Source organism: Oleiphilus messinensis, assembly GCF_002162375.1.
In the GTDB taxonomy this organism is placed as follows: Bacteria; Pseudomonadota; Gammaproteobacteria; order Pseudomonadales; family Oleiphilaceae; genus Oleiphilus; species Oleiphilus messinensis.
Genome location: NZ_CP021425.1, coordinates 5714652 through 5730722, shown reverse-complemented (window position 1 = coordinate 5730722; position 16071 = coordinate 5714652). Strand labels below are relative to the sequence as shown.

16 protein-coding genes are annotated in these 16071 nt (G+C 49.2%); 11 read left to right on the top strand and 5 right to left on the bottom strand.

The features are described 5' to 3' along the window. Nucleotides 1-41 precede the first annotated feature (41 nt). From OLMES_RS24760 to OLMES_RS24740, 5 genes are all read left to right on the top strand, one after another. Nucleotides 42-494 (top strand): hypothetical protein, encoded by a 453-nt coding sequence (locus OLMES_RS24760; protein ID WP_087463714.1) that lies wholly within the window; start codon nt 42-44, stop codon nt 492-494. A 72-nt stretch (nt 495-566) separates the two neighbouring features. After that, nucleotides 567-1583, top strand: coding sequence for an AraC family transcriptional regulator (locus tag OLMES_RS24755; RefSeq protein ID WP_087463713.1), 1017 nt, complete (start codon nt 567-569; stop codon nt 1581-1583). A gap of 344 nt (nt 1584-1927) precedes the next feature. Next, nucleotides 1928-3757 (top strand): long-chain-acyl-CoA synthetase, encoded by a 1830-nt coding sequence (locus tag OLMES_RS24750; RefSeq protein WP_087463712.1) that lies wholly within the window; start codon nt 1928-1930, stop codon nt 3755-3757. 185 nt (nt 3758-3942) lie between these two features. Continuing rightward, complete coding sequence (locus tag OLMES_RS24745) at nt 3943-5469, top strand: flavin-containing monooxygenase (protein ID WP_087463711.1); 1527 nt, start codon at nt 3943-3945, stop codon at nt 5467-5469. Nucleotides 5470-5590: 121 nt separating this feature from the next. Further along, nucleotides 5591-7087: a DEAD/DEAH box helicase gene (locus OLMES_RS24740; protein WP_087463710.1), complete on the top strand. Its 1497-nt coding sequence runs from the start codon at nt 5591-5593 to the stop codon at nt 7085-7087. A 53-nt stretch (nt 7088-7140) separates the two neighbouring features. Here the strand turns inward: OLMES_RS24740 and OLMES_RS24735 are convergent, their stop codons facing one another. Then, nucleotides 7141-7521 (bottom strand): hypothetical protein, encoded by a 381-nt coding sequence (locus tag OLMES_RS24735; RefSeq protein WP_087463709.1) that lies wholly within the window; start codon nt 7519-7521, stop codon nt 7141-7143. Nucleotides 7522-7640: 119 nt separating this feature from the next. Between OLMES_RS24735 and OLMES_RS24730 the strand changes: the two genes are divergently transcribed. Together OLMES_RS24730 and OLMES_RS24725 are read left to right on the top strand one after the other, a co-directional pair. Next, nucleotides 7641-7820 carry a MerR family DNA-binding transcriptional regulator gene (locus OLMES_RS24730; RefSeq protein WP_157678571.1) on the top strand — a complete coding sequence of 60 codons (180 nt, stop codon included), beginning with the start codon at nt 7641-7643 and terminating at the stop codon, nt 7818-7820. Nucleotides 7821-7936: 116 nt separating this feature from the next. After that, entirely contained in the window at nt 7937-9313 is a 1377-nt protein-coding gene (locus tag OLMES_RS24725; RefSeq protein ID WP_087463707.1) for an IS200/IS605 family accessory protein TnpB-related protein, read from the top strand. Here the strand turns inward: OLMES_RS24725 and OLMES_RS24720 are convergent. Then, the gene (locus tag OLMES_RS24720) at nt 9290-10591 is read right to left on the bottom strand and encodes an IS4 family transposase (protein ID WP_087461237.1); all 1302 of its coding nucleotides are present in this window, start codon (nt 10589-10591) and stop codon (nt 9290-9292) included. The two genes, OLMES_RS24725 and OLMES_RS24720, sit on opposite strands and share 24 nt — an antisense overlap. Nucleotides 10592-10715: 124 nt before the next feature. Here OLMES_RS24720 and OLMES_RS24715 point away from each other — a divergent pair, with 124 nt between their 5' ends. Next, nucleotides 10716-11030: a hypothetical protein gene (locus OLMES_RS24715; protein WP_157678569.1), complete on the top strand. Its 315-nt coding sequence runs from the start codon at nt 10716-10718 to the stop codon at nt 11028-11030. A 29-nt stretch (nt 11031-11059) separates the two neighbouring features. On the opposite strand, the gene OLMES_RS24710 is transcribed toward OLMES_RS24715, so the two are convergent. Further along, nucleotides 11060-11455, bottom strand: a complete 396-nt coding sequence (locus tag OLMES_RS24710; RefSeq protein ID WP_087463705.1) for a hypothetical protein — start codon at nt 11453-11455, stop codon at nt 11060-11062. Between the two features lie 210 nt (nt 11456-11665). Between OLMES_RS24710 and OLMES_RS24705 the strand changes: the two genes are divergently transcribed. Together OLMES_RS24705 and OLMES_RS24700 are read left to right on the top strand one after the other, a co-directional pair. Further along, nucleotides 11666-12343, top strand: coding sequence for a TetR/AcrR family transcriptional regulator (locus OLMES_RS24705; protein WP_157678567.1), 678 nt, complete (start codon nt 11666-11668; stop codon nt 12341-12343). Between the two features lie 67 nt (nt 12344-12410). Beyond that, nucleotides 12411-14552 (top strand): molybdopterin oxidoreductase family protein, encoded by a 2142-nt coding sequence (locus OLMES_RS24700; RefSeq protein WP_087463703.1) that lies wholly within the window; start codon nt 12411-12413, stop codon nt 14550-14552. Here the strand turns inward: OLMES_RS24700 and OLMES_RS24695 are convergent. Next, on the bottom strand, nt 14543-14980 hold the full coding sequence (locus OLMES_RS24695; RefSeq protein WP_087463702.1) for a nuclear transport factor 2 family protein: 438 nt from the start codon (nt 14978-14980) through the stop codon (nt 14543-14545). The genes OLMES_RS24700 and OLMES_RS24695 overlap by 10 nt on opposite strands. Further along, nucleotides 14977-15411, bottom strand: a complete 435-nt coding sequence (locus OLMES_RS24690) for a MarR family winged helix-turn-helix transcriptional regulator (protein WP_087463701.1) — start codon at nt 15409-15411, stop codon at nt 14977-14979. The genes OLMES_RS24695 and OLMES_RS24690 overlap by 4 nt, the downstream gene beginning before the upstream one ends. Before the next feature lie 151 nt (nt 15412-15562). Between OLMES_RS24690 and OLMES_RS24685 the strand changes: the two genes are divergently transcribed. Beyond that, complete coding sequence (locus OLMES_RS24685) at nt 15563-15991, top strand: GFA family protein (RefSeq protein WP_087463700.1); 429 nt, start codon at nt 15563-15565, stop codon at nt 15989-15991. Nucleotides 15992-16071: the final 80 nt, after the last annotated feature.

The following is a 16071-nucleotide window of genomic DNA, read 5'->3' as shown; positions in this document are numbered from 1 at the left end:
AGTTGAATCTCCGAAATAAGCCGTACTGCGGGGTCAGACTCATGTATTTCATGCACGGAACCCGAACGATTTCATTCTTGAGTGTTGTGTTATTCTCAGGTCTTGTTGTGGCTGAGGTTCGGCCCTTGAGTGAAATAGAAATGGCGGGCATTGGAGGGCAAATGTCTGGCGCCGAGTTGCAAAAACAGTTGCAACAGAAGCGGCTGGCGGAAATGCAATTCGCAAACCAGCAGGTGAACGAAATTGTTGTAAGTAGCCAGAAAGAGCTGATTGATGTGTTACGCAGTCAGCCCGAAGCAACGGCGGCCCACCAGGGGTTGATTACTTCCCTTGAATCACTTTTGGACAGCGGCTTACTGGCGGATACGGCTTTGAGCACCGCTCTGTTTTTTACCCCATTCAGTTTGATCCCCCTCGGCAGCCAGACCAGTGGCTTTAAACAGCATAATACCGATGTCACTATGAACCTGAGTTTCACGATTGAGTTCCGTTAGCATAGCTTTTAGCTATGGAATTGGGTAAATTTGGTGGCTCACCAGTAATTATAACGTTAATTGAGTTAGCCTATGGATCACGACGACCAACCGACAGTCTCTGCTGCGGTCGCCTGGGACTTGTGCGAGTCCCTGATCGAAAACGGTGTATTAAGCGCTGGCGAGATTGATCTGCAGTTGGGGCAGACTGATGTGGCGGATGTTGAGCGCCGGGTCTCGGCGCATGTGGTCAGTGAAATGTGGACTCGAGCAAGGGCGAACCATGCCGTTCCACATATTGGTCTGGTGGTTGGTAGCCAGATTCATCCGAACGCGAAAGGCGTACTTTCCCATCTTATTGTGCATGCTTCCACCCTGGGTGAAGCCCTTGTGCTGTTTGAGAAATATATTGCGGCCATGAGTGAATGTGAACAGATCACGGTGCGTTCTCAGGGGCCTTTGTATCGCATTGTGTTTCGTTTCCTGCCGCCCCATGATCATGTATCGGCGATCGAGCGCAGCCTCGCGGCCTCGGTATCATGGGCGCGATATTTGACGAACTCCAATGCATCGCCCCAAGAGGTGGGATTTCGGCATACAGAAGTACCCTATGTCAAAGAGTATCATAAAGTTTTTGGTGCGAATGTTCGCTTTTCTCAGCCAGAGGATTATTTGGTGATTGGGGAACAGGAGCTGAATTTACCGGTCACAACTTCCAATCCTTATTTGAAAGCGATTGTCAGCCAGCGGGTTGAAGGCGTCGTTGCCAGGCTGGAAGCACGGCAATCCGTGAAAACAACTGTGCTCAGTGTAATTGCGAAACACCTTCAAAGTGCAAACCTGTCTTCCGCATTGGTTGCCTCTGAACTGAATATGAGTCGTCAGACATTGCATCGCAAGTTACAGAAAGAAGGGACTAATTTCCGGCAGTGCCTGGAAGAAGTTCGTAAAACCAAAGTTATCGAATACCTCAAACAGCCCGAGATCAGCATAGATGCGGTGAGTAGTCTGTTAGGTTTCAGTGAACCCAGCGCATTTTTCAAAGCATTTAAAACCTGGTTTGGCACCACCCCCCGGCATTACCGCGATCCATTGATCTTGTCAGACTGACAGCGATTTGTCAGCTTGATGAGTTGCAGTCGATTCTGAGACTTGTATAGCAAAGCGTGAATTTGTCACGAGTAAGTGAGACGAATTGCCACTTTTGTGCAACAACTACGCATTCCCCATCTGCAGTCACTCCACTAAAATTCCTGAACCGAAGAGTCTGTTGCGTTAGACAGCAGATTTTTGTCAATGCCTGGGATTTCCATCAGACTTTCAGGCATTGACGTTCGCAGAAAAAAAGAGGCCATAAAGCCCGAGTAGCACACCTCAAACTGGAAGTGCACCAATAACAACGATAGTTAAAATTAGAACGATAGTAATAATTAGACAGGACATGGGAACAGATTATGAAGCACGGAGATGTGATCACTATTTCGCAAGTCGCAGCAAAACTGCCCGGATTTATGGCGGGCCTGCCTTCAATGTTGAAGGGGTTGCGTGTCGGTAACGCCACGGATTTGAGCAAGCCAATGGGGCTCGGTCGATGTGTCGAGCAGGCAACTGAAGAAAACCCGAACGGGTTCGCCATTTTGTACGATGATACTGCACTGACCTATACACAGTTTAATGCCTGGGCAAATCGTATTGCCCACTATCTGGTATCGATTGGTATTCAAAAAGGCGACACTGTAGTCGTAATGTTGGAGAATCGCCCTGAGTTACTGGCAACGGTTACCGCTTGTGCCAAAATTGGAGCGGTCAGTGCGCTGGTGAATACCTCTCAGCGTGGCAAGGTCTTGGTTCATAGCATCAACCTGGTTAAGCCTCGCATCGCCATCGTCGGTGAAGAACTGGCTGAAGCCTACAGTGAAGTCGAGAGTGAGTTGGTCATCTCACCCGATCAAAAATACTACTGGGCGGATCAGGATACACTGAAAGATGCTGGTAGTGCCCCGGAAGGCTGGGTTAACCTGGCGGAGACTACCGGGACTCAGCCGGAAAACAATCTGCCCCAAACCCAGCAGGTTTTTGCTGAAGATGCTTGCTTTTATATTTATACATCCGGTACGACCGGCATGCCGAAAGCGGTTGTATTCAATCACGGCCGATACATGAAAGCATACGGTAACTTTGGTTACAGTGCCGTGCGCCTTACGCCGAGCGACCGCATGTATATTTGCTTACCGTTCTATCATGCCACTGCAATGGCCGTCTGCTGGGGATCCATACTGGCTGGAAGTGCGGCGCTGGTGTTGTCCCGTAAGTTCAGTGCCAGCCGTTTCTGGGATGAAATCAATCAGCATCAGGCGACCGCGTTTGGTTATGTAGGTGAGCTATGCCGCTATCTGATGGATCAACCGGTACGACCCAGTGATCGCAATAATAAAGTGCGCATTATCGTCGGCAACGGGCTACGCCCTTCAATCTGGCGTGGTTTTAAAGACCGTTTTGGCATTGAAAAGGTCATGGAGTTTTACGCGTCGAGTGAAGGTAACATTGGTTTTACCAATGTTATGAACTTTGACAATACGGTCGGTTTGTCCCCTTTACCTTATGCTATCGTGCGCTATGACAAAGAAAACGAGCGCCCGGTTCGGGATAGCAAAGGTCGTATGATCAAAGTGAAAAAAGGCGAAGCGGGTCTGTTGATTGGCAAGATTACGCCGAAGTCACCCTTCCATGGTTACACCGATCCGGAAAAAACCAAGCAATGTATTTTTGAAGATGTGTTCCAGAAAGGCGATGCCTGGTTCAATACTGGTGATTTAATGCGGGATATGGGGTTCAAACACGCGCAATTCGTCGACCGCCTGGGGGATACGTTTAGATGGAAGGGCGAAAATGTATCTACAACTGAAGTAGAACGCATTTGTGACAGTATCGAGTCCGTGAGTGAAACGGTGGTATATGGTGTTGAAATTCCCAACACGAATGGCCGTGCCGGTATGGCGTCGATGCGATTGGAATGTGACCACACCCAATTTGATTTTTCAATGTTCCTGAAAGAGCTGAATAAAGAACTGCCCCATTATGCGATTCCGGTCTTCCTGCGCGTTAGCAGTGGCATGGAAACAACGGGCACGTTCAAACATAAAAAGGCTCCCCTTAAAGAAGACGGTTTTAATCTCGCTAAAGTTGCAGACCCGGTTTATGTCTGTTTACCCAAAGCGGATACTTATGTGCAGCTGACGGATGAACTGCAGGCAGAGATCGAGGCTGGCAAGTACCGTTATTAAACCTGCAAACCTCTGATACAAACCGACACATCGGTTGCATTCCTGACGGCGCATTACGGTCGAAATGACATTGTAATGCGCCATTTTATGATGTAACAATGAGGTGTGATGGGTTAAATATAAAAATAATCAGGGCGTGCTTCAGGGTGCGTCCCGGAGGTTCGCCTCCCGGAGGTAAAAAAGTTATGACAAATACACATGTTGATGTGTTGATTGTAGGGGCCGGTGTTTCCGGGATCGGGATGGCTTGCCACCTGACCCGCAATTGTCCGGATAAAACGTATACCATTCTTGAACGTCGTGATGCAATCGGAGGCACGTGGGATTTGTTCCGCTATCCTGGTATCCGCTCTGATTCCGATATGTTCACCTTTGGCTACCACTTCAAACCCTGGACTGGCGCAAAAGTCCTTGCCGACGGTGCATCCATCAAGGGTTATGTGCAGGAAACGGCTCAAGAGTACGGCGTTGACCGGCATATCCAGTATGGCCTGAAAGTGATCAAGGCGAATTGGTCGAATGAGCTCAAATACTGGACGGTCACCGTGGCGCATGAAGCGAGCGGAGACGTTCAGGAATACACGGCGAATTTTGTTGTCGGCTGCACGGGTTATTACAATTACGATCAAGGCTACAAACCGGACTTCCCGGGTGAAGCTGATTTCAAGGGGCAGGTTATTCACCCGCAACACTGGCCCCAGGGATTGGATTACACGGGTAAAAAAGTGGTCGTTATCGGTAGCGGTGCAACAGCCGTCACCATTGTTCCTTCCATGGCTGACAAGGCCGCGATGGTTACCATGCTGCAGCGCTCTCCGACTTACATGATGCCGGTACCCGTCATTGATCCGGTGACGCGTCAGCTGCAAAAACTGTTGCCGGATAAGCTGGTCTACCGGATCACCCGGGCGCGGAATATTGCCATTCAGAAAATGATCTTTCAGGAATCACGAAAGCGTCCCAAAGTAATGCGCCGTTTTTTACTGTCACTGGTGCGTCGCCAGCTCGGATCCGGGGCAGATATGCGTCATTTTACGCCACACTACAATCCCTGGGATGAACGCCTGTGTGCGGTTGCCGATGGTGACTTGTTCAAGGCGATTCGCAAAGGCAAAGTGACCATGGCCACCGATCAGATTGAGCGTTTTACGGCAGGAGGCATCCAACTCAAATCCGGTAAACAACTTGAAGCGGATATCATCATCACGGCAACTGGACTGGATTTGCAGATGCTGGGGGGCATTAATTTACAGATTGATGAGGAGCCGGTCGATTTCCCCAGCACGATGGTATACAAAAATGTGCTAGTGGAAGGGATACCCAACGCGGGTATGATTTTTGGTTACACCAACTTGCCCTGGACGCTCAAGGCAGATATCGCCAGTGAATATTTGTGTCGCCTGATCAAATACATGGATGCCAATGGCTACCGTCAGGTGGTACCGGTTGATCAGGATAATTGTAAAACGGAATCCACAATGTTGACCGCGTTGAATTCGGGCTATGTCAAACGTGCTCAGGATCGTTTGCCCCGGCAAGGGAGCAAAGCCCCCTGGACGGTGAGTCAGGATTATCATCAGGATTCAGAGGATTTGCGTAAAGCGCCCATTGCCGATGGGATCTTGACCTTTGATGGCTTCCAAAAATCAGGGCGGGCGCGACCGGCTACCGGAATTATCGGGCGGTTGAAATCAGTACTGAATCCGGGTTAAGTGCGGGTTGAGACCGGGGTGAGGGGGCTCATTCCCATCTCTTGTTCAGTACCTTTGATTAATCATTAGCCTTCTGCTGATGCAATCGATATACTGCGCGGAATTTTCAAGAGACCAGAATATGACATTTGCTTCACTGGGTCTGTCAGCCCCCATCACTAACGCTGTTACCGAACAAGGGTATGAAAAACCCTCACCCATTCAAGCTCAGGCCATACCTGCTATATTGCAGGGCAAGGATGTCATGGCGGCTGCACAGACCGGGACCGGTAAAACTGCGGGGTTTGCTTTGCCTATACTGGAGCAGCTGTTGCACCGTGAACAGCCGCGAGCCAATCAGGTGCGGGTGCTCGTGTTGGCGCCAACCCGGGAATTAGCTGCCCAGGTGGGTGAGTGCTTCGAGGTCTATGGCCAACACACGCCAGTCCGCTGTGCGGTGGTTTATGGCGGGGTCAAAATCAATCCGCAGATGATGAAGCTGCGAAAAGGCGTCGATATACTGGTGGCGACGCCGGGCCGTCTTCTGGATTTGTACCAGCAGAATGCGATTAAATTCGAGCAACTGGAAGTGCTCGTGCTGGATGAGGCGGATCGCATGCTGGACATGGGATTTATCCACGACATCCGGAAATTGTTAACCCTTCTGCCTGCCAAACGCCAGAACCTGTTGTTCTCGGCAACTTTCTCGCAAGCGATACGACAGCTTGCCAAAGGGCTGGTTACAGACCCGGTCGAGATTTCGGTTAACCCTGAAAATTCTACGGCGAAAACGGTGAAGCAGTGGATTGTGCCCGTAGATAAAAAGCGTAAGCCGGAGCTGCTGATTCGTTTGATCCGTGAGCACCAATGGCATCAGGCACTGGTCTTCAGCAAAACCAAACACGGCGCGAACCGTCTGGCACTGAAGCTGGAGAAGGTCGGAATAAAAGCCGCTGCGATTCACGGCAACAAAAGCCAGGGTGCGCGCACCCGGGCGCTGGATGCCTTTAAAAAGAATAATATCCAGATATTGGTTGCCACCGATATCGCGGCACGTGGTCTGGATATTGATCAGCTACCTTATGTCATTAATGTGGATTTGCCTGCGGTCGCCGAAGATTATGTGCACCGCATCGGCAGAACGGGTCGGGCCGGAGCATCGGGGGAAGCGATTTCTCTAGTTTGCGCAGATGAATTTGATGTGCTGGTGGGCATTGAGCGCCTGATTCAAAAGGTCTTGCCTCGGGAAGAGGTCGAAGGTTTTGAGCCTGACCATCGGGTACCGGAATCACCCACACACCTTAAGCCACTAAAACCAAAGAAACCCAAAAAGCCGAAACAAAAGCCGCTGGGTCTATCGACGGATGGATCAGGTAAAGGAGCTGGTGGGGGCAAAGGCGCGGGGCATGCCCGTAAAAAGCCAGATAGCGCAAAAGCAAATGGCGGACCGGGTCGCCGCAGTGGTTCCGGTTCCAAATCCGGTGCAAATTCTAAAGCCGGTGCAAGCCCCAGATCAGGAAATCGCCGTCCTTCTGGCGGTGGAACGGGGTCTGGTCGCCCTGCTGGTTCTGGGCGTCCCAGCGGATCCGGACGTACAAACGGTGGAAACCGTGCAAGAAGCTCAAACGGAGCCTCCTGATTTATAGTACGTGAGGTGTAGTACGTAAGGTGTAGTACGTGAGGCGCGAGGGCTCAGTGCCGCCTCAATTCTTCAATCAGTGATACCATCTGCGCGGAGTAGAAATCAACGGCAAATGTCGCGTCGGTATCGCTGTAGCTCAGGTACGCGCCCTTCACAAATGCCCAACGAGAAAGCAATGAGTTCCAAGTGTTTTTGGGGATAGTTGCGTCCTCGATGGTCTCGAGTAATATATCAATTTTGGCTATATGATCTTCCAGAGGAATCGTGGTTTCGTAACCAATATTCACACCGAGGCTTTTGTGAGCGTTGTACAGCATATTGGTGTGGGCAAGCTGTTCTTCCAGTCGATTAAGTTGAGTGCGAACACTGCGTTGTTCCTGGCTGGGTAAATACGGCTGAGTGTTCACCGCATTCAATTCTCGCTGGAACATAATCAAGGCAACCGTATCCCGGTTTTCGGGGCTTTAACAGTTAACGAAATACTTGACTAAACCTACTCATACACAGTGGCTTGTACAGTATTGTTTTCTCATGGATGGAGGTGATGATCATGGCTGAATTTCTATCGATAGGCGCTGCCGCTTTTCTGCTGGGTGTGGCCGTTTCCACCCTTCGTCGCTGGGAAAAAGAATCACGATTTTTCTCAGATTTCCGTACGCCGGGTGGCCATCGTCGTTATGCGCTTGATAAACTTTTAGCCTTTTGCGGTCAGTCGACTGCTAATGAGTAACGCAGAACGATCTGTTATGCACGCGTCTCTTCTCGTGATCAGAAAAAAGATTTGAAAACGCAAATTGCGCGATTGCATGGTTCACGTAGTCGTAAAAATCAACGAGCCATCACCTAGTGGATACGCCAACGAAAACACTCACCTTTGAAACCCGGCTTGATTTAATTCATGAGCAGGATGCGGCATTGTGTCAATATGCCGAGCTGTGGAATCAAGTGAAGTTTCGTTGGTTTGCTAACTTACAAAAGCCTAAAGCCCAGCAATTGAATCGTACCCAGTTTATGCATGAAATGGGGATGCCGTTCAGCTATCGGGTGTTTCAAGGCGTACGGCAAAGCATTAAAGGCTTAATCCAGTCTTACCAAACCAATCGAAACAACCGACTGGTGACGCTGGACGTTAAAATCAAACAGCTGGAGAAAACACTCAACAAACTAGAGAAGCGCCGTGATCATGTTGCAGAGAAAGGCAGCCCGCAACAGGCGAAACAACTTCGCAACAGGTTACGACAAAAGGAAGTTAAACTGCGTCGTTGGCAGCAAAAGCAGGCCGCCTTGGTGGCCGAGAAACAGGAAAACAAAACACCGATTTGTTTTGGTGGTCGAAAGCTGCTGAAAGAGCGTCAAGCGTTAGAAACGGGTTCGGCCATTGAAGGCTGGAAACAACGCTGGCACGAAGCACGACACCGCGAATTTCTATTAGTGGGTTCTCATGATGAATCCTGGGGCTGTCAAAATGCCCAGCTATCGCCCAGTGAGCAAGAAGATGCTTACCAGCTAAAACTCCTGGTGCCCCACCAATTACGCGCCACGTTCGGCACGACCATTAACATTGATCGCCTGCAATTCAAGCATGGAAAGGCGGCGATTGCCCAAGCCGTTTGGCAGAATCAGGTTAAAAAACACGATAAATCAATCAAAGGGCAATCCCTGAGTTTTCGATTTAAGCGAGACGAAAAAGGTTGGCGGTTACTCGTTAGCGTGGAAGTGGCAGGCCCAACAGAGCAAGCAGAGTGGATCGATGATGACCAAGGTGTCATCGGTGTAGATGTCAACCCGGACCACTTAGCGGTCGTCGAGCTGGATCGAAACGGTAACCCACTGCAACACCGAACGTTTGACTTACCGTTACACTATAAGAATGATGCTCAACGGGCAGCCATTATTGGGGATGCCGTACGAGACCTGATGGACTTTGCCGCACAGCAAAGTAAAGCGGTGGTGATTGAAAAGCTGGATTTTCAGCAGAAGAAACGGCAATACCAAAAGCAGGATCATCCTCAGTATGCCCGTATGTTGAATGCCTTTGCTTACGGTAAGATCAAGGACTTGATTGAAACGCAAAGCATAAAACGCGGCATACGCCTTTATCACGTCAATCCGGCTTATACCTCATTACTGGGGCGGATGAAGTATCGCGATCGACACGGTTTTTCAGATCACCACGCGGCCGCGTTCATAGGTAGAACATTAAGCCACCTCACAGAGCTGTAGACCCAAACTGAATCTACCCGAATTGCAGTCTCTTTTGGGGTGGGCTCTCCCCGCATGATGCCCAAGAAAGATAATCAATTTGCGCGCATTGAGTTCAGTTGCCTTCTGGTCAAAGCGCATGATGCCAAGCATCGTATCGCAAAAGGTCATCGTACAGCACATCGCTGTTTTTCGAGTGGATAGCGCTTTGTCGAGTATACGCTGCGCGCTGTGACACATAAAACGCTTTATGAGTGCCGCCGCAATCGCCGCCCAAATTAACCCGGTTGCTACTGATTCCTTGCCGGTATCAAAGCACCGCAGATTGGCATAGGATTTCCACTCTTTGAACAACAATTCGATTTGCCAGCGTAACCGGTAAGCCTCACTGACCTCGTCCAGAGAAAACTGCGTTTGAGGGAGGTTGGTGATCAACCAGGAGAATTTCTTTTCCTGCTTGATCCAGCAAGCGATCAATCTCGCGGTAATCGTGTGCTTTCCTTTTTTCCAGGAAACAATTAGTTCCGTACGTTGTCGCTTGAGTAATTTGCCTTGAACAGATTTCAGCGGCTTTCCCTGCACGTGCTTCAGCATTTTGCCATCTTCCCGATGAGCAGATACAACGGTGGGGTTGATGTTGTTCTTGCATCGTGCGACATAAAACCCTCCAGCATCCTGCAGATCTTGAAACCATTCCAAATCAAAGTAACCCCGGTCAACCAGTAACAGACACCCAGATAGAGTTTGTGGCTCAGGGAGGTAATCCCGCTCGCTGGCTGTGTCGGGCGTCAACGAGATAGTGCATGGTTGGTCTGCCAAAAGATCCATGGTCACCTGAAGCTCAACTGCGGCAGGACTGACGGTTTTGAAACGGCCAGGAAACGACTTCTTCAACGAATCCTTCACGGCAAATGAGCTGCCATCTTGAATCAGGATCTGTTTAAACTGATGAAAAGAGTGGCCTTCCGGGAATGCCAGTGCAGGCTGCAACCAGTCAGTGAGAAGTGATGACAACACTTCCCGCATGAATTCGGGAAACTCTGGTTTCGAAAACTGGTTGTGAAAGGCACGATAAGTGATGTTGCTGTCAGACCACTCACAATATCGACGCTGAATGTCAGCTACACTTTCAATGGTGCTAGACGCCATTATGGCAACCAGGCAAGTCACTAGCTTGAAAGGCGTGATTCGTCTTTGCCGAACACAGAAATCTGCCTGTTTTGCGATTTCAGTGATCTTTTCTGGATTGAAGGAGTGGGTGAGTTTTTCGAGAAATGTGGTAAATTTACGCTGGTTCATTCTGCTTTAAGGTCGGTTGATTGTTTGGCGACTAATAATCTACCTTATCGCAGAATAAATCCATAATAATATCATTGGGTTATCCTATATTTGCGCTTAATGTTCTACCTATGCGGCCGCGTTAGTGATTGGTCGTCGGCATTATGGCTTTAAAGAAAAGCCGCCAAAACAACTCATTGGTATTAACGCGAAGGGTACCGTTAAGACCGAGCATCCGCCTGTAAGGATGGCGCTCGGGGATTATCAGTATTACAACAAACTTCAGCGTTGGTACCAACCACTCGAAAAATCATTAGATTTTCTGAGTGGCTGGCGTCACTTTCGTCGTGTGAATCGGGTTAGTTACTCCGTTGAGGCTCGCCTTGATGGTAGACCGGGCATGAGTCCCGACTTGATTCAGGAAAGCACTACCTTGCTTTCCGCGCACCCTGCGCTGTAGGGATAGGCTCGTTTAAACCTTGAGTAGGTTTAAGCAGGTTTATGAAAACGGTAGCCATTCTCAAGGATATCCCCCATCGAACGTTCCAGTACGATGATATAATCCATCCAGATTGCGTTGAGCTTGTGATATGGGTGTTCTTCAGACTTGCCGCCAAACCGGGAAAGATCGATCAGTCTGGTGGATACAGGTCGTACGAGGTTATTTATCTTTTCGGGGTATCGTGGGTTGGTGGGTTCCAATATGGCTTTAAAATACAGGGTCTGAATAGTGTTGATGTCCAGTCGGATCTGGTGGATACGGCTCTCAAGCACCTTTTCGACTTTGTGATTACTGAATACCGTTCCATTATTCGCTACCGCGTTGGTATGGGTAAGCGACAGAACAAGCCCCAGTATCGTTATTATTCCTGCTATTGATGCCATATCTCACCTCAGATGCGCTGAATACAGCGCTTACGGTAACAGGGGAGGTCTGAATTCTGGATAGGCGCAGCGGACACTCAAGTGTGATTTCAAGCCAAAATGCCGTACCAGAGATATTACCTGATAAACTATAATCCTATAGTTTTTGTTGCCTATGTTTGGCTATAGCCTTATAGTTTAAGCCTGTACTTTGGAACCAAGGGGAAAATCGTGTCGGCGACAGTCAGACAAAACAGGGCCCGAAACACGCGGGAAGCGTTACTGGATAACGCACTCAAACTTCTGCTCGAGGAAGGCGTGAATGAATTCAGTATGAACAAAATCGCCAAACGCACCGGTATTGCTCAGCCCTCTTTCTATAATCACTTTCGTAACCTGGATCAATTGCTTGCTGAACTCCGGGAGCGCATGCGTAAGCGCTATTTAAGCCCCCTGCAGGATTTGACGAAAGCGAAAGTGTCTGCCGAAACAGCAGTCAAGACTGAGGATTCCAGTTTTAATCTCGAGGTCATGACGGCTGTGAACCGTTTGTTTATCGAGCAGTGTTTCCAATCCATATTGGCGGATATCGATGTTTTTCGGCTCATCCTGAAAGATCACCAACAAAATAGTGGTCCAGTGGGTGGCAAGCTGGGCGTTATCTTGGATGAAATCAATCAGGAATGGATTCGCTTTTTTACTGCACTATTAGCTGAGCAGGGGATACCGGTGGCCAAGCAGGAAATGTGTCTGTATGTAGATTGCATGTCTGCTTTGATTCATAGTCTCGTGCTTGGTTGTGATGGCGGGCGTTATCACCAGTCGAAGGCTATTGAAATTACGACTCGTACCAGTTGTGTATTGCTGGCGGACTTATTTCCGTCGTACTTCCCGAACATTCAACCCTGAGCGTGCCCTGGGCACTTCCTTTCAATTCATTGCAATGCTGTTTTGGACAAAAATAACGAGGTAAAGAATGAACAAGCCTTTAACCCATTACCGGACCTGTAACCTTTGTGAGGCGATGTGTGGATTGGAAATCACCCACACCAAAACGGAAATTATTTCCATTAAGGGAGATAAAAATGATCGTTTCAGTCGAGGTCATATTTGTCCGAAAGCGGTGGCATTGCAGGATCTTCACGAAGATCCCGAACGACTTCGAAAGCCATTGGAACGCACTGATACAGGCTGGCGTGAAATCAGCTGGGATGAAGCTTTGGACAAAGCCGCAGCAGGGTTGAGTAAAATCCAGAAGCAATATGGGAACAATGCCGTAGCCAGTTATTTGGGTAACCCCAATGTACACAATACCGGTGCGATGTTGATGGGGCGTCATTTGCACAATGCATTGCGAACCCGGAATAAATTTTCTGCCACGTCAGTAGACCAGCTGCCGCATCATATTGTCGCTTGGCATTTGTTTGGACATCAATTGAAAATTGCGGTTCCGGACATTGATCATTGTACCCATATGCTGATTCTGGGGGGCAACCCTGTGGCTTCGAATGGCAGTATTATGACCGTTCCGGATGTGAAAAACCGTCTCAAGTCCATCCAGAAGCAGGGTGGTAAAGTGGTGGTGATTGACCCACGGAAAACCGAAACCGCAGAAATCGCGACTGAACACCATTTCATTCGACCCGGAACCGACGCACTGTTGTTATTGGCGATGATTCATATCCTGTATCGGGACAATCGGGTTTCCCCTGGCCGGTTGGAAAGTGTGATTGATGGATTGGATGACATCGCCGCAGCGGTTGCGCCTTATGCTCCAGATACAGTCGCACCGGTCGTGGGTATCCCTGCTTCTGAAATTGAACGAATGGTTTCCGAGTTTTGCGCTGCCGACCAGGCGGTTTGTTATGGACGTATGGGGGTTTCGGTTCAGGAGTTTGGCTTGCTCTCCCAGTATCTGGTGATGCTTTTCAATATTCTGACCGGACGACTTGATGAGCGAGGCGGGTTGATGTTTGCAAAACCCGCAGCAGATATATTGAGCCAGACCGGGCGAGGGCATATGGCAAAGAGCCATACCCGGGTTCGGGGGCTGCCTGAGTTTGGTGGTGAGTTCCCGGTGTCGGCACTGGCAGAAGAGATGCTGACACCCGGGGAAGGGCAAATCAAAGGCCTGGTCAGTGTAGCCGGTAACCCGGTGTTGTCGACGCCCAACGGCGAGCAACTGAGCCAGGCGCTGGAGGGGCTGGATTTTATGGTGGCTATTGATTTTTATATCAATGAAACCACACGCCATGCGAATATCGTACTACCACCCGTCAGCCCATTGGAACGTGAGCACTATGATGTAATTTTCCATAGTTTGGCGGTTCGCAATACCGCACGCTATGCGCCGGCGTTGTTTGAAGCGGCCCCTGAGAGCAAACACGACTGGGAAATCTACCTTGGGCTGGAAGCCCGAATGCGTCCCGCAACGCGTTTTAAAGATAAACTGGCACGGCGGGCTCTGAGTTTCACCGGGCCCAAGGCGTTACTGGAAATTCTCTTACGTACAGGGCCCTATGGTGGCGGTATCCATCCTACAAAAGGCTTATCGATTCGCAAGTTGAAGGCTAATCCCCACGGTATCGACTTTGGTCCGTTGCAACCGGTATTGCCTAAAAGCCTCTATCACAGGGATAAGCGAATCAAGCTGAACCCTGATTTCTACTTTGCCGACCTTGAGCGTATTCAGAAGCGTTTCTTCGCATCGGATTCCGACACTGAGTTTTTGCTGATCGGACGCCGCCATGTCCGTAGCAATAATTCCTGGCTCCATAACAGTCAGCGACTGGTAAAAGGTAAATCCCGGTGTACAGCCCAAATTAATCCGGAAGATGCGCAAAAACTGGCCATAGAAAATGACCAGTTGCTCAGGTTGCACTCCCGCGCAGGTACAATCGAAATTGAAGCGGAAATTACCGACCGGATTATGCCCGGTGTGATCAGTGTGCCCCACGGATGGGGTCACAACAAGGGGGATATACGTCAAACCATCGCAATGGCGCATGCCGGTGTGAGTGTCAACGACCTGACTGATGAAAAGGCGGTAGATCTCCTTTCCGGAAATGCCGTTTTGAATGGCGTGCCCATTTCAGTCGAGGTCGTGAGTCAGGCTTGAGGAACAGGTATTTCCGCCCAACCGATTGCAAGCCGCTCGGGATAGAAGAAGTAATCGCGGGCGGCGACGACTTTTCGGTTTCGAATTTTTAGACAAATCACAGCGGAGTTGCTTACTGTAACTCCGGATTTATTGGTGAGTTTGATATCGACCTGAACCATGGCTTGGTTATTTCCTGTCAAATCAAAAATGTTTTCTACGCAAATATGCCGTGGGGTGAAATCGATTTCCGGGTATTGCTCGAACATCCGGCTGAACCATTCCCTGATTTGAGCTTTACCTGTAAATCGCCCGCTGACGCTGAGATTACCTGGATAGTCGAATGTGGCGTGATCGTCCCAACCGGCCAGAAGATGATCCAGCTGGTGAGTGTTAAGTGCTTTGAAACTGTTGCGTACAACGGCTTTGAGAACAAATGTCGCGATCATATTTCCTTCCTTGACTCAGATTCAAGCTGAGTGATCAATTGCTGAAGTGTTGCAATGGTATGTGCCAGCGCTTCCGGTGTGAGTTGAGCGGTGAGTTGCGCTTCTAATCGTTGCAGAATCAAATGAGCGGGTTGTAAATTGTGCTCTGGCGCGATCCGCAATAGTTTGATTCGCTTATCATCACCGCTGGAGGTGCGGACAATTATTTTTTTCTGCTCCAGTTTGTCGATTGCGACCGATAGCGTAGAGGCCTTGACCGAGAGTTTTTCCGCCAGGGCCTTCTGACTGATACCGGTTTCCCCTGCCAGTAATCCGATAATACGAAACTCCTGCAGGGTGATATCCAAAGCTGAAACTTGCCTTTCAAGTGTCTGCATAAGCAGTCTGTGTAATCGCCCTGTTAAGGATATGAGTGAAGTCGAATAGTCCATAGAATTTCCGTATCATCAAATAATATAGTTAGGCTAACTAAATAAAATTTCGAATGCAATGATTTCTCCGGCAAAAAATTGATTTGCACCCTACTTGTTTCGCTATAGACTCATGTTAGTCGGGTTTATCATCAAAAACGTGGAGGTAGGCATGCCTACAGGAAGTTGTTTATGCGGTGGAGTTAAATTCACAGTTGAAGGGCAGTTAGCACCCATTCAAATTTGTCACTGTGTGCAGTGTCGCAAGGCTCAGGGGACGGCGCTGGTTACGAATATTCCGGTCGAAGAAACTGCCTTTAAAATTCAAAGCGGTAACGAACAGCTGGCTTTCTTTGAGTCTTCTCCTGGTAAAAAGCGCTATTTCTGCAAAAACTGTGGTTCTCCCATTTACAGTCAAACTGTCAAAGTACCTGGTGTTGTTCGAATTCGCGCCGGACTCCTGGATGGTGAGCTGGAAACCCGTGCGGAAAAACATTTTTATGTCAGTGACAAAGCGAACTGGTTTGAAATGTATGACACACTACCCAAAATGACTCAGGGGGCAGACTCGCCAGAAGCCGACCCGCAATTTGAACTGTAGTATCAGAACTACAGTATCAGAGCAGCGGTATCTTGCTGTCGAAGATAAGTCCAAATGAGTGGCGGGAATATGCAAATAAG